Consider the following 20,114-nt stretch of genomic DNA (forward strand, 5'->3'; position numbering starts at 1 on the left):
TCGAGGCTGTCCATAGCGTCTTTTTTCACGAAGAAGTAACAGCCTCAATTAGATCATATTTTTACTTAGATTGGTATTAAATCACCATTCTCAAAGTTTTTTTTGTGTTAGAGCATTTGGAGCTATGCGTCATAAAAGCATTGCGGTATGTTCAAGGAATACACGAATGGCAGCGATAAAACCTGCCTTGATGGTACATAACAAGCAATCACAATGAATTAGGTAAAAAACTAATGCAGTTCTCTAAGTTTGGTGAAAAGTTTAATCGATACTCAGGAATCACTCGTTTAATGGATGATTTGAATGATGGTCTGCGCACACCTGGCGCTATCATGCTCGGTGGTGGTAACCCTGCCGCTATCCCTGCCATGCTCGATTACTTTAACCAAGCCAGTGCCGAGATGCTCGCCAGTGGAGAACTCATCGCCGCCCTCGCCAACTACGATGGTCCGCAGGGCAAAGACAGCTTCATCAAGTCATTAGTGGCAATGCTAAAAGAGACTTATGGCTGGGACATCAGCGAAAAGAACATCAGCCTGACTAACGGTAGCCAGAGTGGCTTCTTTTACCTGTTTAACCTGTTAGCGGGTCAGCAACCTGACGGCTCACACAAGAAAATTCTATTGCCCATCGCACCGGAATACATTGGCTACGGCGATGCGGGTATTGATGACGATATCTTTATCTCTTATCACCCAGAGATCGAATTACTTGATAACCGACAGTTCAAGTATCACGTCGATTTTGAACAGCTAAAGATTGATGACTCAGTGGCCGCTATCTGTGCATCTCGCCCCACCAACCCAACCGGTAACGTACTGACTGACGAAGAGGTACGTAAGCTGGATAAGCTGGCTCGTGAAAACAACATTCCATTGTTGATCGACAATGCCTACGGCCTACCATTTCCAAATATCATCTTTGAAGACGTTGAACCGTTCTGGAATGAAAATACCATTCTATGCATGAGTCTATCTAAGCTGGGGCTACCCGGTGTGCGTTGCGGTATCGTGATTGCAAGCGAAGAGATCACCCAAGCACTGACCAACATGAATGGCATTATCAGCCTAGCACCAAGCAGCGTTGGTCCTGCAATTGCCAACCACATGATTGAGAACGGTGACTTACTGCGCTTAAGCAGCGAAGTGATTAAACCTTTCTATAAAGAGAAGTCTTTACGCGCGGTTGAACTGCTACAAGACGCTATCGACGACCCACGTTTTCGCATCCACAAACCTGAAGGCGCGATCTTCTTATGGCTATGGTTTGATGAGCTGCCAATCACTACCATGGAGTTATACAACCGACTCAAGGCTCGTGGTGTGTTAATTGTTCCGGGTGAATACTTCTTTATCGGTCAAGAAGACGAGTGGGATCATGCTCACCAGTGCTTACGTATGAACTACGTACAAGACGATCAAGCGATGCAAAAAGGCATTAATATTATTGCTGAAGAAGTGAAAAAAGCTTACTCAGAACAGTAATCAGAGCTTTTAGCTTACCGTAGACCAAATACAAAAAGAGCACCTCATTAGGTGCTCTTTCACTTTTACTTCCCGATATTTTTTAGCTCTAAAGAGCTAACAGCAATTAACCTTCTAGTAGGCTATTACCATTAATAGCAATCTTACGTGGTTGCATCGCTTCTGGGATTTCGCGTTCTAGGTCGATGTGAAGAAGGCCATTTTCCATGCTCGCACCGACCACTTTTACGTAGTCTGCCAATTGGAATTTACGCTCGAAATCACGCTCTGCGATACCTTGGTACACATAGGTTTTTTCTGCTTCAGGTTTACGCTCACCTTTAACAATTAGCATATTCTCTTTCTGAGTCAGATCTAATTGGTCATCAGCAAAACCAGCAACGGCCATAGTAATACGGTAGTTGTTTTCGTCTTTTTGCTCGATGTTGTATGGAGGGTAACCACCAGAAGAGTTCTTCGATGTGTTCGCTTCCATCATGTTGAATAGACGATCGAAGCCGATTGCGTTGCGGTAAAGTGGAGTGAAATCTACAGTTCTCATAATGCTATCCTTTTAGTAAGCAATAGTCTTAGCCGTGAATTTTACTTAGATCGAACCTTTGTGATCCAGTAAACAGCTAAGAGATTCAATTCGCATTCCTCGGGTTTCACCTCTATTGGCGACAACACAGGGACATGACAATGAATCAATGTTCAAGTTGTGTGCTACCCAAGTTATCCTCTGTTGAGCGATACTTAATTAGCGAGTGTGAAGGGGCTGTTTCTTCTCTTGTAGAGCAAGACAATCATCCTCTTCATAACTAGATATATGGATTGAGCAAAACAGTTTCAAGGGATTATTTTAGAATATTTTTCTAACCCAATACTTTTCAATCACTTAAAATCAAAAAAGACCGCCATTTCGGGCAGTCTTTTTAATAATATATTTAGTTTTTTGAGACGAGGCTATTTCGTTCTAGTTCAAAGAAGAGGCGCGGAGCATACGAATGTATGTGAGCACCTCTGACACAGAAATTAAGCGAAAGAGCGAAGTATCAAAGAGACTAAACGTCTAAGTTTGCTACTTTCAGTGCATTATCTTCAATGAAGTTACGACGCGGTTCTACTTGGTCACCCATTAGTGTCGTAAACAGCTGATCGGCACCCACTGCATCTTCGATCTTAACCTGCATCATACGACGAGTTTCAGGATCCATGGTGGTTTCCCAAAGCTGATCTGGGTTCATCTCACCTAGACCTTTGTATCGCTGTAGGCTCAGACCACGACGAGACTCTTTCACTAACCAGTTCAAAGCTTCAACGAAGCTAGAAACGGCTTGAGTACGCTCACCACGTTTGATGTAGGCACCGTCTTCAATTAAACCATCAAGCGCTTCAGATAAATCCGCTAATTTAGCAAACTCTTTTGAGTTGATTAGGTCGATGCTTAGTAGGTGTTCATGCGTTACACCATGAGTACGTACGACAATTTTAGGAACACTTAAACCTAGCTCTTCGTGTTTTTCAACTTCAAGCGAGTATTGGCTCGCGCCGACTTCTTTCGCGTTTAGTTGATCAACAAGCTGCTTACCCCAAGCTGCCACGGCCGCTTCATCATGACACTGCTCAGCCGTTAGACGAGGGACATAAATCAGTTCGTGAACCAATGAACGAGGGTAACGACGGCTCATACGATCAACCAGCTTAATACCCGCATTGTATTGATAAACAAGCTTCTCTAAGCCTTCACCAGCAAACGCAGGTGCTTCTGGGTTTACATGCAAAGCTGCATTGTCGAGTGCCAATGAAACTTGGTACTGGTTCATTGCATCTTCATCTTTGATGTACTGCTCTTGCTTGCCTTTCTTCACTTTGTAAAGTGGTGGCTGAGCGATGTAGATATAACCACGCTCAATCAGCTCTGGCATTTGACGGTAGAAGAAGGTCAACAGTAGCGTACGAATGTGCGAACCATCGACATCGGCATCGGTCATGATGATGATGTTGTGGTAACGCAGTTTGTCTGGGTTGTATTCGTCACGGCCAATACCACAGCCAAGAGCGGTGATGAGCGTTGCCACTTCTTGTGAAGAAAGCATTTTATCGAAACGTGCTTTCTCTACGTTTAGGATCTTACCTTTCAGTGGAAGAATCGCTTGGTTCTTACGGTTACGCCCCTGCTTAGCTGATCCGCCAGCAGAGTCCCCTTCCACAATATACAGTTCAGACAGTGCAGGATCTTTTTCCTGACAGTCAGCAAGCTTACCGGGTAGACCAGCGAGGTCTAGAGCGCCTTTACGACGCGTCATTTCACGCGCTTTACGCGCTGCATCACGAGCACGTGCTGCATCAATGATCTTAGAACAAACGGTTTTTGCTTCACCTGGGTTTTCGATAAGGAATTCAGATAATTTTTCACCCATCGCTTGCTCAACAGCCGATTTCACTTCAGAAGAAACCAGCTTGTCTTTGGTTTGGCTTGAGAACTTAGGATCAGGCACTTTCACCGAGATAACCGCGGTTAGGCCTTCACGAGCATCATCACCTGAGGTCGCTGTCTTCGCTTTCTTAGAAAAGCCTTCCTTATCCATGAAGCTGTTCAGTGTACGCGTTAGCGCAGCACGGAAACCAGCAAGGTGAGTACCACCATCACGCTGAGGAATGTTGTTGGTGAAACAGTAGATGTTTTCTTGGTAGCCATCATTCCACTGCATAGCAACTTCAACGGAGATACCGTCATCACGCTCTGAATCAAAGTGGAATATCTTTTGGATAATCGGAGTTTTGTTGGTGTTTAAGTAATCAACAAACGCCTGTGTACCACCTTCATACATGAAGTGATCGCCCTTATCCTCTTCACGCTCATCAGCTAGTTTGATTGATACGCCAGAGTTAAGGAAAGACAGTTCACGCAAACGCTTCGCAAGAATGTCGTAGTGGAATTCAATATTGGTGAAGGTTTCTTCACTTGGCCAGAAACGAATCTCCGTACCGGTTTTATCCGTGTCACCAACAACCTTTAGTGGCGCTTGAGGCTCACCATGATGATAGGTTTGCGTATGGATTTTACCACCACGGTGGATAGTAAGAGTAACCTGCTTAGACAGTGCGTTTACTACTGAAACACCAACACCGTGCAAGCCACCAGAAACCTTATATGAGTTATCATCGAACTTACCACCAGCATGAAGAACCGTCATGATAACTTCGGCAGCAGACACTTTTTCTTCTGGGTGCAGCTCTGTTGGGATACCACGGCCGTCATCACGTACCGATACTGAATTGTCTTCATGAATAGTAACAATGATGTCATTACAGTGACCAGCAAGGGCTTCATCAATCGAGTTATCGACGACCTCGAAGACCATGTGGTGCAGGCCGGTACCATCATCCGTGTCGCCAATGTACATCCCAGGACGCTTACGAACCGCATCCAGACCCTTCAGTACTTTAATACTCGATGAATCGTAATTATCTGACATAGTTACTCTCTGACTAATTATCCTTGCTCTATTTTGCCATGTTCCACATGAAACATCCTGCTATTTTCATCATGCATATCGGCAATCTGATCAGCGGTAATAGAGCTTACAAAAACTTGAGCCTCGGTCGCTTTTAAACACTCAGCAAGGCGAGCGCGGCGTTGGCTATCTAATTCGGAAGCAAAGTCATCTATTAAATAGATGCACTGCTTACCTGTCATTTGTGTGAGGTGCTGCCCCTGCGCAACTCGCAACGCACACACCATCAACTTCAACTGACCTCGTGACAAGACATCTTCCACTGGAGTGCCGTTCACTTTTATCTTTAGATCCGCTTTATTTGGCCCACTAAAGGTGTAGCCAAGCTGCTGATCCCTTTCAAAATTCTTTTCTAATATCTCGGCGTAGGGGGTATCTTTATCCCAGCCACGATAGTAGTTAATCTTTATCTCAAACTCAGGGAGGAAGGTCGCACAGATCTCTTCAGCGACTTCTTTAAGCTGATCCACGTAGGTAGCGCGCCACTGACTGATGCTTTCGGCTAAACGGGCCAATTCTTGATCCCAATAGCTCAGCTCTCGATAGTGGGTTACTGTTTTCAATAATGCATTTCGCTGCTTGTTGATGCGCTTAACCCTACCCCACGCATCATAAAAGCCGGGCTCACTGTGGAACACTCCCCAGTCAATGAAGGCTCGGCGATGCTTAGGTCCATCGGTCAGTAAATCAAACCCTTCAGGGTGAATCAACTGCAAAGGTAACACTTGTGCTAACTGAGCCAACTTTTGCCCAGTTTGACCGCTTATTTTAACCTCTGTCGTGCCATCGCGCTGCTTATTAATGCCAATGGGCAGCTCAAATTGATCCGAGGTCATAAAACGACCATGTACGAACAGTTCGCTGCACTCGTTTTGTATAATGCGTCCGGTTAATGAACTCTTGAATGAGCGACCATGCCCGAGCAGATACACCGCTTCAAGAACACTGGTTTTGCCGCTTCCGTTAGCCCCTATAAGAAAGTTAAAGCCTGATGACGGTTGAATGTCACAGGCTTCGATATTTCTAAACTGCTTAACGATTAAGCGCGATAAAGGCATAACGTATTCATATTAATCTTCAATCACGGCTCGGTAGGTAAACGTTGTTGACTCGGTAAACATGAGTATTCACAAACAACGCTTATAAACGAATAGGCATAACAACGTACATCGCGCTGTCATCTTGTGCGTTTTCAATCAACGCACTGGCATTCGCGTCTGACATTGAGATACGAACCTGCTCACAACGCAATGTATTCAGCACATCCAACACGTAGCTTACGTTGAAGCCGATCTCTAGCGCGTCACCATCAAAGGTCACGTCTAGCACTTCTTCCGCTTCTTCTTGCTCTGGGTTGTTGGCGGTAATACGCATCTCGCTATCGGCAAGGTTAACGCGAACACCACGGAATTTTTCATTCGACAGAATCGCAGCACGAGAAAACGCTGAACGTAACTCATCGCAGCCCGCTTCAAGCGTCTTGGTGGTATTTTGCGGCATCACGCGACGATAATCAGGAAAACGACCATCAACCAGCTTAGACGTAAAGACGTAGTTATTCACTTCAGCACGCACGTTCGAGTTACCAATTTGCAGCGTTACCGGTTGTTCTGGTGCATCCAATAGCTTGACGAGCTCTTGCACCCCTTTACGAGGCACGATGATCTGCTTTTGAGCAAAATCGGCCCCCAGTTGTACTTGAGAGACGGCCATACGGTGACCATCGGTTGCGACGCTGCGCAGGATAGAACCTTCAATCTCAAACAACATCCCGTTGAGGTAATAACGAACATCTTGGTTCGCCATTGAGAATTGGGTTTTCTCGATAAGACCGCGAAGTTCAGCTTGTGTCACTGACACCTCAACTTCACTACTCCAGTCTTCAATATTTGGGAAATCCGCCGCCGGCAAGGTTGCCAATGAGAAGCGACTACGACCAGAGCGAACCTGCACACGATCACCATCCAATACCACTGTGATCACTGAGCTGTCTGGTAAACCACGGCAGATATCAAGGAACTTACGCGAAGGGACAGTAATGCTGCCCGCCTCGAAATCACCTTCAAGCGTGACACGGCTGATCAGTTCAACTTCTAGGTCTGTGGCTGTCATCGACAACACGTTATCTTCTACTTTAATCAGTAGGTTCCCTAGAATTGGAAGTGCAGGCCTACCACCTAGTGCGCCAGAGACTTGTTGCAATGGCTTAATCAGGTGACTACGTTCAATGGTAAATTTCATATCTTGCTCTTACGGTCTAAATGGCACGGCGTAATAAGGCACGGCCAAGATTCTGCTTATTAAGGTTAAGAATACTGTGTATTAAGAAGAAAGGGTACGAATCAAGTTCGAATAATCTTCTTTGATGTCATGGCTCTCTTCACGCAGCTGAGCAATCTTACGACAAGCGTGCAGCACGGTCGTGTGGTCACGGCCACCAAATGCATCACCGATCTCTGGCAAACTGTGATTAGTCAGCTCTTTCGCTAGCGCCATCGCTAATTGACGTGGGCGAGCAACAGAGCGAGAACGACGCTTAGACAGTAGGTCGGCGACTTTGATTTTGTAGTACTCAGCGACGGTCTTCTGAATGTTATCGATCGTGACCAACTTCTCTTGCAGGGCGAGTAGGTCACGCAGCGCTTCACGTACAAAATCGATCGTGATTGGGCGGCCAGTGAAGTTGGCATTAGCAATCACGCGGTTCAACGCGCCTTCGAGCTCACGAACGTTCGAGCGTAGACGCTTAGCAATAAAGAACGCCACTTCATCCGCAAGGTGAATCTGGTGGTCTTCGGCTTTCTTCATCAAGATCGCAACACGCGTTTCAAGCTCTGGTGGCTCAATCGCTACCGTCAAACCCCAGCCGAAGCGAGATTTAAGACGATCCTCTACCCCATTGATCTCTTTTGGATAACGGTCAGAGGTTAGGATGATCTGTTGGTTGCCCTCTAACAGTGCATTAAAGGTATGGAAGAACTCTTCTTGAGAGCGCTCTTTATTGGCAAAGAATTGGATATCATCGATAAGCAACGCATCCACACTGCGGTAGTAACGCTTAAACTCTTCGATCGCGTTGTTTTGCAGGGCTTTTACCATATCCTGAACAAAGCGCTCCGAGTGCATGTAAACCACTTTCGCATTCGGTTTATTATCAACAATGGCGTTACCCACCGCGTGCAACAAGTGCGTTTTACCTAGACCTGTGCCACCGTATAAAAATAACGGGTTGTAGGCGGTTCCAGGATTATCAGAAACCTGACGTGCCGCAGCCAAACCCAGTTGGTTCGACTTACCTTCAACAAAGTTATTGAACTTGTGCTTTGGGTTGACGTTTGAGCGGTGATTCAAATCAACCGCCACAGGCTCTTCATCTCGCCAAATATTATGGACTGGCTTGCGCGCTTGTAACTGCGCAGGTGCCGATGACTCAGCGGCCACATCAGCTGCCGTGCGTGTCGGTGCGGGTGTCGTTGGCTTTGGAGCTGTCACTCGCTTGCTGCCCACCTCAAAATGCAGGTGTGGGATATCGTTGCCACAATATTCTTGCAGCAAACGGTTAATGCTATTTAGGTACTTATCACGAACCCAATCGAGCACAAATCGGTTCGGAGCAAATAGAGTTAGAGTATTGTCATTGAGCTCCGCTTGTAACGGACGCACCCACATACTGAATTCTGTAGCTGGTAACTCTTCTTGAAGCTGTTGCAAACACTGCAACCAAAGCGAAGATGACACGGTGCCCCCACTCTATTTAAGTTATATGAAATGACCGGTAATTTTACCTGTTGATAAGTCAGATCACCAGCAATTGATCACTGTTCCAGTGAATAAGATCCAAGTTATTCACAATAAATGTATCATTAATGGGTTGATCCACATATCTTGCCCCTAATTTACTCACACAATGATCCACTTATGCCCGGATCCTTGCTAGTTATCCCCAAATTGAGAATGCTATCTAGTTATGGTTAATAACATCTGGTTATTTATTCTATTGAGTATTTTCCCAGTAACATCCAACCCCATAAATATAAGGAGTTACCAAATGAATAACTGGATTAAGGCTGCAATTGCGGCTATCGCACTCTCTGCTGCTACCGCTCAAGCCGCAACTGAAGTTAAAGTCGGCATGTCAGGTCGCTATTTCCCATTCACCTTCGTCCAACAAGACCAGCTACAAGGTTTTGAAGTGGATTTATGGGATGAAATTGGTCAACGTAACGACTACAAGGTTGAATACGTAACGGCAAACTTCTCAGGTTTATTCGGTCTTCTTGAAACGGGTCGTATCGATACCATTTCGAACCAAATTACAATGACAGATGAGCGTAAGGCTCGATACCTATTCGCTGACCCGTACGTGGTAGACGGGGCACAAATTACCGTTCGTAAAGGCAATGACAGCATTCAAGGCATCGAAGATCTTGAAGGTAAGACGGTTGCAGTAAATTTAGGCTCAAACTTTGAGCAGCTGCTTCGCAACTACGACAAAGATGGCAAAATCAACGTCAAAACCTACGATACGGGTATTGAACATGATGTGGCACTAGGCCGTGCCGATGCATTCGTGATGGATCGCTTATCTGCACTGGAGCTGATCAAAAAGACGGGGCTACCATTAGAGTTGGCTGGACAGCCTTTTGAAACGATTGAGAATGGCTGGCCTTTCGTAGACAACGAGAATGGTAAAAAACTGCAAGCAGAAGTAAACAAAGCATTAGCAGCTATGCGCGCAGATGGTACGCTAGAAGCTATCTCTCAGAAATGGTTTGGTGCAGACATTACTCAGAAGTAATCACTCACTTTCTCCATTCAGGGCCCACAGCTTTACATAGCGGTGGGCTTTTTGCTTTTGTCTCTCGGATAAAAAGCCTGATATAACAATATGTTCAAATAGAACCAAACTGCCAATAACAAGACGAGATAGATTATGGGATTTGACTTTCATTACATGCTAGAGCTGCTGCCAATACTGCTGAAGTATTTAGGCACCACCATGGAGATGGCGATCTGGGGTTTGTTTTTTGCTCTGATCCTGTCTTTGATACTGGCTAACATTCGCGTGTTCAAAATCCCAGTACTCGACCAACTGAGTCAGCTGTATATTAGCTTCTTTAGAGGCACACCACTGCTGGTACAGCTGTTCCTCCTCTACTACGGTTTACCGCAGGTGTTCCCGTGGATGGTTGGGTTGGATGCCTTCAGCGCCGCTGTTATCGGCTTAACCCTTCACTTTGCTGCATACATGGCAGAAAGCATTCGCGCCGCGATTCTCGGTATTGATCGCAGCCAGATGGAAGCCAGCCTTTCGGTGGGCATGACAACAAGCCAAGCGATGCGCCGAGTGATCTTACCGCAGGCCACCCGCGTGGCGTTGCCGTCACTAATGAACTACTTCATCGATATGATTAAGTCGACTTCGCTGGCATTCACCCTAGGCGTGGCCGAAATCATGGCTAAAGCTCAGATGGAAGCCTCTTCTAGCTTCCGTTTCTTCGAAGCGTTCTTAGCGGTTGCGCTAATTTACTGGGGGGTGGTGATTATCCTGACTCGCATTCAAATTTGGGCCGAAGTGAAACTGAATAAGGCGTACGTACGATGATCAAATTACACAATATCCACAAGCAGTTTGGTGACACCGAAGTGTTGAAAGGGATCGACCTGGAAATCAAGCAAGGTGAGATCATTGTCATCATAGGCTCGAGTGGTACTGGTAAGTCTACCCTGCTGCGTTGTGTGAATTTTCTAGAGCAAGCTGACCAAGGCACAATTGCCATTGATGATATCAAGGTAGATGTTCAAAAACACACTAAGGCCGAGGTGCTGGCACTGCGCCGTAAAACCGGTTTTGTATTCCAAAATTATGCGTTGTTTGCTCATCAGACCGCGAAGCAAAACATTGCGGAAGGCTTGATTACTGTGCGTGGTTGGAAAAAGCAGCAAGCCAATGAAAAAGCACAACAAATCCTAGATGACATTGGTTTGGGGGACAAAGCCGATAGCTACCCAGCCGCGCTCTCTGGAGGCCAGCAGCAACGAGTCGGTATTGGTCGCGCGATGGCCCTTCAGCCTGAACTGTTACTGTTTGATGAGCCGACTTCAGCACTCGATCCTGAGTGGGTTGGTGAAGTGCTTAACCTAATGAAAAAATTAGCAAATCAGCATCAAACTATGCTGGTGGTGACCCATGAAATGCAGTTCGCGAGAGAGGTCGCAGACCGAGTGATCTTCATGGCTGATGGCCATATTATCGAACAGGGATCTCCACAGGATATTTTTGGTCATCCACAGGATCCTAAATTAAAGAAATTCCTAAATAAAGTCGGGATCGACTAAGGATCCTTGTGATTTTAGTTAAACTACGTATAATCCCCCGACCGGAATTTTAGTTAACCCAATCATTGACACTTTTTGTGACAGTGATTACAATTCCGCCTCTTTGTTGAGAGGCGTCGGTTTTCCTTTCTTATATAAAGAAGAGAAAAAATGCCCACGCCGGGTTTAACAAAAACCTAAAACTACTGATCAGTAAGGTAATTACAATGAAACGCACTTTTCAACCTACAGTTCTAAAGCGTAAGCGTACTCACGGTTTCCGTGCTCGCATGGCTACTAAGAACGGTCGCGCAACAATCAATGCACGTCGTGCAAAAGGCCGTAAGCGTCTTTCTAAGTAATCTTTGATTATTTTGAATAAGCTAGCCTTCGGTCGGGAGTTACGCTTGTTAACTCCCGAACATTATCAAAATGTCTTCAAGCAAGCTCATCGAGCTGGCTCTCCTCATTTCACCATCATTGCTAGAAATAACTCACTTTCAAATCCTCGCCTTGGACTAGCCGTTCCGAAAAAGCAGATTAAAACCGCCGTGGGTCGTAACCGATTCAAGCGTCTTACTCGTGAAAGCTTTCGTAACAATCAACACAAACTTCCTAACAAAGATTTTGTTGTAATCGCTAAGAAGAGCGCGCAAGATTTAAGCAATGAAGAAATGTTCAAGCTACTCGACAAATTATGGCTTCGCCTGTCTCGCCCTTCGCGTGGATAGCGCTAATACCCATCTATTTTTATAGGTGGTTTATTAGTCCACTCATCGGCCCACGCTGCCGATTTACTCCAACCTGCTCTTTATATGCGATAGAAGCGTTGAAAGCTCACGGTTTTGTAAAAGGGTGTTGGTTATCAGGCAAACGTCTATTAAAATGCCATCCTTTGAATGAAGGGGGCTTTGACCCCGTTCCACCAGTCCAAAAACAAGACAGAGATAAATAACGATGGATTCTCAACGTAATATCCTGTTAATCGCACTGGCTTTGGTTTCTTTTCTACTGTTCCAACAATGGAACGTAGCTCAGAACCCAGCGCCACAAGCGGTTGAGCAGGCACAATCTGGCAGCACCCTACCAGCGCCATCTTATGCAGATGATCTAGACCCAGCTCCGGGTCAAGTTGCTTCAGCAAAAACTATCACAGTAACAACTGATGTACTAACTCTGTCAATTGATACGGTTGGTGGTGATGTTGTTAAAGCAAACCTAAACGATTACTCTGCTGAGTTTGATTCTGAAGACACCTTTGTTCTTCTTAAGAACGAACCGGGCCACCAATTTATCGCTCAAAGCGGTCTAGTGGGTCCTCAAGGTATCGATCTAAGCAGCACTAACCGCCCGAGCTACACGGTTTCAGCAGACAGCTTTACGCTGGCTGAAGGTCAGGATGAACTACGCATCCCTATGACGTACCAAGCGAACGGCCTAGATTACACAAAAACATTCGTACTGAAGCGTGGCAGCTACGCGATTGACGTTGAATACGATGTAATCAACAACTCTGGCAATAACGCAACATTCGGCATGTACGCTCACCTACGTCAAAACGTGATGGATGACGGTGGTAGCCTAACAATGCCAACTTACCGTGGTGGTGCTTACTCTACGGAAGATACGCGTTACAAAAAATACAGCTTCGACGATATGCAAGATCGCAACCTATCTCTTAACCTAGCGAATGGTCAAGGTTGGGCAGCGATGATTCAGCACTACTTTGCAACGGCCTGGATCCCACGCGATGAAGCTGGCAGCAATGTCTACACTCGCGTGATTGGTAACCTTGGCGACATCGGTGTTCGCATGCCGAACAAAACCATTGCGACTGGCGACGAAGCTAGCTTTAAAGCAACGCTTTGGGCAGGCCCTAAGCTTCAAACTCAAATGGCTGAAGTTGCACCAAACCTAGACCTAGTAGTTGACTATGGTTGGTTATGGTTCATTGCTAAACCTCTTCATACTCTGCTTTCGTTCATTCAAGGCTTCGTATCGAACTGGGGTGTGGCAATCATCATCCTAACTTTCATCGTTCGTGGTGCTATGTACCCACTAACGAAAGCTCAGTACACGTCTATGGCGAAAATGCGTATGCTTCAGCCTAAGCTGACTGCAATGCGTGAGCGTATTGGCGATGACCGTCAACGCATGAGCCAAGAAATGATGGAGCTTTACAAGAAAGAGAAAGTAAACCCACTAGGTGGTTGTTTACCTATCCTTCTGCAAATGCCTATCTTCATTTCGCTATACTGGGCACTAATGGAGTCTGTTGAACTGCGTCACTCACCGTTCTTCGGTTGGATTACTGACCTTTCAGCACAAGACCCATACTACATCTTGCCACTTCTGATGGGTGCTTCAATGTTCCTAATCCAGAAGATGAGCCCGACAACTGTAACGGATCCAATGCAGCAGAAGATCATGACCTTTATGCCGGTTATGTTTACATTCTTCTTCCTGTTCTTCCCTTCAGGTCTGGTTCTATACTGGCTAGTATCGAACATCGTAACTCTGATTCAGCAAACGCTTATCTACCGCGCGCTGGAAAAGAAAGGCTTACATTCTAAGTAAGTTCGATATTAGAAAGAGATAAAGAAAGGCGACCAAAAGGTCGCCTTTTTGTTTTTAGCTGATTACAATTCAGCTAATTGATTAATCGTGAACGCCCCTTTTTGGCTTTCACATGCTAGCAGGCACACCTATGACTACAGATACAATTGTTGCTCAAGCGACCGCGCCCGGCCGTGGTGGCGTCGGTATTATCCGCGTTTCCGGCCCATTGGCGACTCAGGTTGCCCTAGAAGTAACAGGCAAAACACTTAAGCCTCGCTACGCTGAGTACCTGCCTTTTAAATCGGCCGATGGCATCGAGCTCGACCAAGGTATCGCGCTTTACTTCCCTAACCCACATTCGTTCACTGGCGAAGACGTGTTAGAGCTGCAAGGCCATGGCGGCCCTGTGGTTATGGACATGCTAATCAAGCGCATCCTAACCATCTCTGGCGTACGTGCTGCGCGTCCAGGCGAGTTCTCAGAGCGTGCCTTCTTGAACGACAAGATGGATTTAACCCAAGCAGAAGCGATAGCTGACTTGATTGATGCAAGTTCAGAAGAAGCGGCAAAATCAGCGTTGCAATCGCTACAAGGTGAATTCTCTAAGCGCATCAACACGCTGGTCGATTCACTGATTCACCTACGAATCTATGTTGAAGCTGCTATCGATTTCCCAGAAGAAGAAATTGATTTCCTAGCTGACGGTAAAGTAAGTGCTGACTTACAGGCTATCATCGACAACCTAGAAGCCGTGCGCCAAGAAGCCAACCAAGGTGCCATCATGCGTGAAGGTATGAAGGTAGTGATTGCTGGTCGCCCGAATGCAGGAAAATCGAGCCTATTGAATGCGCTCTCCGGTAAAGAATCGGCGATTGTGACCGATATTGCCGGTACCACGCGTGATGTACTGCGTGAACATATTCATATTGATGGTATGCCACTGCACATTATTGACACAGCAGGCCTACGTGATGCGTCTGATGAAGTCGAAAAAATTGGTATCGAACGCGCTTGGGAAGAGATCGCTCAGGCAGACCGAGTTTTATTTATGGTCGATGGCACCACAACAGATGCGACAGACCCAAAAGATATCTGGCCAGATTTCGTTGATCGTCTATCAGAAAACATTGGTATTACGGTCATTCGTAATAAAGCGGATCAAACCAGTGAAGAGCTGGGAATTTGTCATGTTAACGATCCAACTCTGATTCGCTTATCGGCGAAAACGGGTCAAGGTGTTGACGCTCTGCGTAGTCATCTAAAAGAGTGCATGGGCTTTGCTGGTGGCAATGAAGGTGGCTTTATGGCACGTCGCCGCCACTTAGACGCCCTAGAACGTGCGTCAGAGCATTTGGATATCGGTCAACAGCAGCTTGAAGGCTACATGGCAGGTGAGATCTTAGCGGAAGAGCTTCGTATCACCCAGCAGCACCTCAATGAAATCACGGGTGAATTCAGTTCCGATGATCTACTCGGCCGTATCTTCTCTTCATTCTGTATTGGGAAGTAAAGTGGACAAATAACGGAAAACAACAGCAAGCAACGGTAGATAACATACTGATTTTATTAGATCATCATTTGCCGTTTGTTTCCATCCGTTGCCGTTAATTGCCAAATCTAGTCCCCAGTTGGCCCCCAATGACATGATAAATGCCGTATTGGGGACCAATTGGGGGCTAAAATGAAAATTTCCATTGAAAAACGAACACTTAGAACTGACGGCACACGCTCACTACGCTTAGTTTATGACTATGGCTACACCACAAATACGCAAGGTGGACGCCAAAATAAACGTAAGCGCAGTTACGAAACCTTAGACCTGTACGTTCACGACAAACCTAAAACACCCACCCAGCGCCAACACAACAAAGAACATATGCTTCTCGCCGAAACCATTAAGAGTAAACGGCTGGTTGAGTGGCAATCCCAAAAGCATGGTTTTGAGGATCGAACCAAGCGTTCAGCTAGCTTCATTGATTACTTTCAACGGCAAGTTGATATCAAAGAACAAACCACCTCAACCTCAAACCACTCGATCTGGCTGTCAGCTCGTAAACACCTGCAGTTCTACTGCGGGAAACATGATCTTAGCTTTGATGAGCTGGATAAAGACTGGTTAGATGGGTTTAAGTATTACCTGACCAATGAAGCGAAAACCAAAAGTGATACCACGTTATCTCGCAACACACAAAGCTCCTACTTCAATAAAGTTCGAGCGGCGATCAACGAAGCACATCGAGAAGGTATTATTCGCGATAACCCGCTTTCACAAGTGACCAGTATCAAAGCGAAAACGACTAAGCGGGTTTATCTCACATTGGATGAGGTCAACGCGTTAGCTCACACAGAATGTCGCTACCCAGTCCTTAAACGTGCGTTTTTGTTCTCATGTGCAACGGGGATGCGTTGGTGCGATATCCATCGACTTACTTGGTCAGAAATAGAGACATTCAATAATCACAAACGAATTATCTTCGACCAGGTCAAACTCTCTCACGGCGATGCTAAGAGCCTTCAGTATTTAGACATACCAAAGTCAGCAGAATCACTTTTGGGTAGCCCCAAAGCCTCTCACGAGCGCGTATTCAAGGGATTGAAATACTCTTCTTATATAAATGTAGAACTGCTTAGATGGGCTCTGGCTGCTGGAATAAGTAAGCACGTTACATTCCATGCTGGTCGTCATACCTTTGCTGTAATTCAGCTTAGCCGAGGAATCGATATATACGCAGTATCGAAACTGCTCGGCCACAGCGAACTCAAGACAACCGAGATCTACGCCGATATCATAGAGCAACGCCGGATGGAAGCCATGCTGACATTCCCCGATATTTTTGCTTCATCTGGAAAGGATTCAGCGGCCTGAGGCCGCTGCTATGAAAGTGCTACTTACGAGAAGTGGTGGCGACATAGTTTGCTGCCCTTTTTTCTATCTCATGGAGAGATGAAACACGCTGCTGCTCTACCCAATCCATGATTGCTTGACGCTCAAATCGGAGGTGTTTGCCAAGCTTAAAGTAAGGGATCTCTGCCGAGCTCGTTAGCTTATAAAGTTGATTGGTTGATAAACCCAGCAAAGCAGCACATTCATCAACGGTTAGAATGTCCTTTCCAAGTAGCTCCACCTTTTGTTGCTGCAAACGCTGCTCTAACACAACCCGCTCGACATGATCGATTTTAGCCAAAATGGACTGGAGAAGGACCTGTTCATTGCTTGTCATAACTCCCCCTCCATGTCGCTGCGTTGAGAAATGTGGGAAAACTGGGAAACGGATTACGCATCGACTGTCAGCTCCTCTAGTTCTTCGATAATTTGAGAAGGTGTAAAGGCAAAGAACCTTTCCAACTTACCGTTCACTTTTACTCGTAGTGTCCCCCTGGCTCCCTCGTTTGATTCAAACCAGCGTCGTTGAATCAAAGGAGTCAGCTGGCTGATGTATTGCTTGCGCAGCTGGAGATCACGAATAAACACATTTTTATGAATCAGCCACTGGATCTCATCTCCATCTCGTCGGAAGTACCCCGTGTTTGATGCTCTACCGCTGGATACCTCGCTTAACTGCTTTTCCCATTTGGCGAGAGCTTGTTTCAATGCCAAGAGCACTTCAAACTCTTCGTGATTTTGAGTGTGCCCTCTGGCTGCAATCCAGCGTTGAAAAATGCTGTGCACAGAGAATAGAGACTCTTCTTCACTCCACGGTACGAGTTTGTGTCGAGAGGCCAGCGAGAGTGCCACAGCAACTAAGCAAAAACGATGTAGAACTCTGAGGACTTGAGCTGACATACAGCTTTCTTTCCAGCGCTGCATCAACCTATCCGTTTCCGATCTTAACAACAGTTCCAGATCTGGCTGCTTTACTATCAAGCACATCCAAGCTGGAAATAACGAACCATAGTGCTTTTTCGTTGCCTCCTCCAAATGTTTGGCAAACTCGTGAGAATCATTAAATCGGTGAATGTTAGAAAAACAGCCATATTTTTCCGTCAGCGGTATCTCAACTATTCTGACCAATTGGCCAGCGGCGGGCTTTTTGCCGATCTCTTCCAGCAAATCGATCAAACCAACCTCACCAGTGCTAAGTACAAGGGTTCGCCACTTTGCTTGTTTACCCAAAGCACCTGTAATTAACATTCTTAACTTTCCATCGCCATTCACAATTTGGTAAGCCGCTGTATCCAAATTTTCACTTCTTGCCATGCCAATCTCATCCAGAGGCAACATGACATCGTTGTAATTGACTGATACAGATTCGATGCCATTGTTCGTGCTATGCCAAGTCTTCTTATACGAATGGGAGCCGTAAATTGACGATCCAACATAAATCGCGCCTGACTTCCCCTGACTTGACGACCCCATTAGATGAAATACCGAGCTCTCCCCTCCGGAAGGTGCTAATAGGGGTGCGGCAAGTGCGACTCCAACAGCAAATATCAAAGTTGGATTTCCACTCAAAAGACAGCCGATTTCTTGTTGCCAGTGCTCTAAGCTACCTTTTACTTCAAAATTACTATCAACAATTGCTCCAGCATAAAAATATGGCTCCTCGGATGCACCAAAAGTGGTTTCAGTCGTCACGAATACATCGTCATGCCAGCCTGTATTAAATGCACTGATGCCAGATGGCGCTTGTTTTATCTGTTGGCGTAAGTAGCGCAATACAAGACCCCTGTTGTATTTATCATCTTCTAGCCAAAAGCCGCGATCAAAGAGTTCCTCACGCAATGTGTTACTTGCGCTACCTAAAATTCGATTTGCAGGTACAACCAACCGGACAGGAACAAGATCCATATTCACAAACTCAATACAGGCACCGTAACCTGATTTTTTATCTTGTGCCCTAACTCGTGCTACGACAGAAAGTTCAGAGCTAATAGCCAACCAACCTTCTTCTTTGTCACAGTACTCCAGTACCTTATCTTTGTTTCGATACATACCAAGCCCTCATCACAAGCTCAAAAGCCATTTCTGAACATCTGCAAGGCGAAATCTCACACTTCGTGCACCTGGCGATAAATTCACTGGAGAGGGAAAGGAACCATTTTTCACATAACGGCGAATGGTCGCCTGCGATAGCTGAGTCAACTGACAGACTTCTTGATAACTTAATAGCTGACTTGATTGTTTTTGCTCGGTCATAACTACTCCTAACAGTTAATGAATAATCAAGGAATAGTTTGCAAGGTGAGTAACGCAAAGGCGCGCGGTGCTCAGGCCCATTTTGGGCAACTAGAGCAATAAAGCTGGAGCCAGAGTTAGTCAAAAAAGAAATAAGCATCAGATAATGATGCGGTAATGTGAGTAGGCATTGCTTCACTGTTATTCACCAAGCCACAAAGTGCTATGCGTTAAGTAACCTGCTAATGCGTTAAGCTGTTCACCATGGTTAACGCATAGTGATTAGAGACTCACTTTCACATGTGAAATTAGCAAAATATGAAGCTTTGAACGGATAGAACAACCAAGTGTACCGCTTTTGTCTGGTACACCTAAAACGGTACAGTTAAACTGACCAATCAATGTAAAACATTGTTATAAATTAACTTTTAATCACTAGCACGTTACCGAACTGTACCGATTTAACGAAAACGGTACACCCCCCTCATCCAAAGCAAATCACTACACCTATTTCGTCTCGCTTTTTTTGACTCAAGTACTCGCCACTACGCACCAAACTCGCTAAGATACAAAAATTACAATTTGTAGGTTTTGTGAGTCATATGAAAGCAACCAAGATAGACCCTCAACTTCTTGAAAAAGCCACGAGTATCTTTGCTGAATTAGGTTTACCGATTGAGCAAGCCATCAACGTATTTCTGGCAAAGTCCGTTCAGGCCAAAGGTTTTCCGTTTTCAGTTGCTCTTGATAGCGAGGAACAGGATGCCTCACACAGTCAAACACAGCGAAAAGTCAGCAATGCCGAGATTACCGAGTCTATCCAAGACTTGGTTGAGCACGCTCTGCCACAGAGCGAAATAGAAAACCTCACACAGCTAACCTATTGTCGCAACACCTTTGGGTTGTCATTCCCGGTGCTTAAACTGGCTAAATCACCACGGCCAGAAGACATTCGTAGTGCAGCCAAAGATGCCAAAGAGAGAAACCGCTACTCCACCACGAAAGTGGCCCAGCGAGATAAAAAAACCTACGTGATTTGCACCCAATGGACAGATAGGCACCGCAATGCGTTTTGTCGCTGGCAAGCCATCTTTAGCCGAAGCGCTTAACTAGCAGAAAAATAACAACCAAACAACA

Annotated in this window: 19 protein-coding genes; 11 read left to right on the forward strand and 8 right to left on the reverse strand. The window is 45.7% G+C overall.

What is annotated here, in order from left to right; all coding sequences use genetic code 11:
* Nucleotides 1–233: 233 nt before the first annotated feature.
* Nucleotides 234–1,484 carry a valine--pyruvate transaminase gene (locus tag Q1A70_RS05330; protein WP_299687772.1) on the forward strand — a complete coding sequence of 417 codons (1,251 nt, stop codon included), beginning with the start codon at nt 234–236 and terminating at the stop codon, nt 1,482–1,484.
* Between the two features lie 106 nt (nt 1,485–1,590).
* Here Q1A70_RS05330 and Q1A70_RS05335 read toward each other — a convergent pair whose 3' ends face one another.
* The 5 genes from Q1A70_RS05335 to dnaA all read right to left on the reverse strand — a co-directional run bounded on the left by Q1A70_RS05335 (nt 1,591) and on the right by dnaA (nt 8,722).
* Complete coding sequence (locus Q1A70_RS05335) at nt 1,591–2,025, reverse strand: Hsp20 family protein (protein ID WP_299687769.1); 435 nt, start codon at nt 2,023–2,025, stop codon at nt 1,591–1,593.
* Nucleotides 2,026–2,527: 502 nt separating this feature from the next.
* Nucleotides 2,528–4,945 carry a DNA topoisomerase (ATP-hydrolyzing) subunit B gene (gyrB, locus tag Q1A70_RS05340; RefSeq protein ID WP_299687766.1) on the reverse strand — a complete coding sequence of 806 codons (2,418 nt, stop codon included), beginning with the start codon at nt 4,943–4,945 and terminating at the stop codon, nt 2,528–2,530.
* Between the two features lie 17 nt (nt 4,946–4,962).
* On the reverse strand, nt 4,963–6,042 hold the full coding sequence (gene recF / locus Q1A70_RS05345) for a DNA replication/repair protein RecF (RefSeq protein ID WP_299687763.1): 1,080 nt from the start codon (nt 6,040–6,042) through the stop codon (nt 4,963–4,965).
* Between the two features lie 82 nt (nt 6,043–6,124).
* Nucleotides 6,125–7,225 (reverse strand): DNA polymerase III subunit beta, encoded by a 1,101-nt coding sequence (gene dnaN / locus Q1A70_RS05350; RefSeq protein ID WP_299687760.1) that lies wholly within the window; start codon nt 7,223–7,225, stop codon nt 6,125–6,127.
* An 81-nt stretch (nt 7,226–7,306) separates the two neighbouring features.
* Entirely contained in the window at nt 7,307–8,722 is a 1,416-nt protein-coding gene (dnaA, locus tag Q1A70_RS05355; protein ID WP_299687757.1) for a chromosomal replication initiator protein DnaA, read from the reverse strand.
* A gap of 310 nt (nt 8,723–9,032) precedes the next feature.
* Between dnaA and Q1A70_RS05360 the strand changes: the two genes are divergently transcribed.
* The 9 genes from Q1A70_RS05360 (at nt 9,033) to Q1A70_RS05400 (ending at nt 16,727) form a co-directional block, all read left to right on the forward strand.
* On the forward strand, nt 9,033–9,782 hold the full coding sequence (locus tag Q1A70_RS05360; RefSeq protein WP_299687754.1) for an amino acid ABC transporter substrate-binding protein: 750 nt from the start codon (nt 9,033–9,035) through the stop codon (nt 9,780–9,782).
* Between the two features lie 135 nt (nt 9,783–9,917).
* A complete protein-coding gene (locus tag Q1A70_RS05365) occupies nt 9,918–10,589 on the forward strand; it encodes an amino acid ABC transporter permease (RefSeq protein ID WP_299687751.1) in 672 nt (223 codons plus the stop codon).
* A complete protein-coding gene (locus Q1A70_RS05370) occupies nt 10,586–11,323 on the forward strand; it encodes an amino acid ABC transporter ATP-binding protein (protein WP_299687748.1) in 738 nt (245 codons plus the stop codon). Before Q1A70_RS05365 ends, Q1A70_RS05370 begins: the two co-directional genes overlap by 4 nt.
* A 206-nt stretch (nt 11,324–11,529) precedes the next feature.
* Complete coding sequence (gene rpmH, locus Q1A70_RS05375) at nt 11,530–11,664, forward strand: 50S ribosomal protein L34 (RefSeq protein WP_004735800.1); 135 nt, start codon at nt 11,530–11,532, stop codon at nt 11,662–11,664.
* 45 nt (nt 11,665–11,709) lie between these two features.
* Nucleotides 11,710–12,033, forward strand: coding sequence for a ribonuclease P protein component (gene rnpA / locus Q1A70_RS05380; protein WP_299687745.1), 324 nt, complete (start codon nt 11,710–11,712; stop codon nt 12,031–12,033).
* On the forward strand, nt 12,000–12,257 hold the full coding sequence (gene yidD, locus Q1A70_RS05385; protein WP_004735802.1) for a membrane protein insertion efficiency factor YidD: 258 nt from the start codon (nt 12,000–12,002) through the stop codon (nt 12,255–12,257). Before rnpA ends, yidD begins: the two co-directional genes overlap by 34 nt.
* Nucleotides 12,258–12,259: 2 nt before the next feature.
* Complete coding sequence (gene yidC / locus Q1A70_RS05390) at nt 12,260–13,879, forward strand: membrane protein insertase YidC (RefSeq protein ID WP_299687741.1); 1,620 nt, start codon at nt 12,260–12,262, stop codon at nt 13,877–13,879.
* Between the two features lie 130 nt (nt 13,880–14,009).
* Nucleotides 14,010–15,371 (forward strand): tRNA uridine-5-carboxymethylaminomethyl(34) synthesis GTPase MnmE, encoded by a 1,362-nt coding sequence (gene mnmE, locus Q1A70_RS05395; protein WP_299687738.1) that lies wholly within the window; start codon nt 14,010–14,012, stop codon nt 15,369–15,371.
* Nucleotides 15,372–15,542: 171 nt separating this feature from the next.
* The gene (locus Q1A70_RS05400) at nt 15,543–16,727 is read left to right on the forward strand and encodes a site-specific integrase (protein WP_299687734.1); all 1,185 of its coding nucleotides are present in this window, start codon (nt 15,543–15,545) and stop codon (nt 16,725–16,727) included.
* A 19-nt stretch (nt 16,728–16,746) separates the two neighbouring features.
* Here Q1A70_RS05400 and Q1A70_RS05405 read toward each other — a convergent pair whose 3' ends face one another.
* The 3 genes from Q1A70_RS05405 to Q1A70_RS05415 are packed head-to-tail and all read right to left on the reverse strand — an operon-like array spanning nt 16,747 to nt 18,998.
* Entirely contained in the window at nt 16,747–17,082 is a 336-nt protein-coding gene (locus tag Q1A70_RS05405) for a helix-turn-helix domain-containing protein (protein WP_096070796.1), read from the reverse strand.
* Between the two features lie 53 nt (nt 17,083–17,135).
* Nucleotides 17,136–18,794, reverse strand: a complete 1,659-nt coding sequence (locus Q1A70_RS05410) for a DUF927 domain-containing protein (protein WP_299687729.1) — start codon at nt 18,792–18,794, stop codon at nt 17,136–17,138.
* 12 nt (nt 18,795–18,806) lie between these two features.
* A complete protein-coding gene (locus Q1A70_RS05415; RefSeq protein ID WP_096070794.1) occupies nt 18,807–18,998 on the reverse strand; it encodes a helix-turn-helix domain-containing protein in 192 nt (63 codons plus the stop codon).
* A gap of 581 nt (nt 18,999–19,579) precedes the next feature.
* Here Q1A70_RS05415 and Q1A70_RS05420 point away from each other — a divergent pair.
* Nucleotides 19,580–20,086, forward strand: coding sequence for a type II toxin-antitoxin system RelB/DinJ family antitoxin (locus tag Q1A70_RS05420; protein ID WP_299687718.1), 507 nt, complete (start codon nt 19,580–19,582; stop codon nt 20,084–20,086).
* Nucleotides 20,087–20,114: the final 28 nt, after the last annotated feature.

Origin of the sequence: uncultured Vibrio sp. (assembly GCF_947488985.1) — a bacterium.
GTDB lineage: Bacteria > Pseudomonadota > Gammaproteobacteria > Enterobacterales > Vibrionaceae > Vibrio.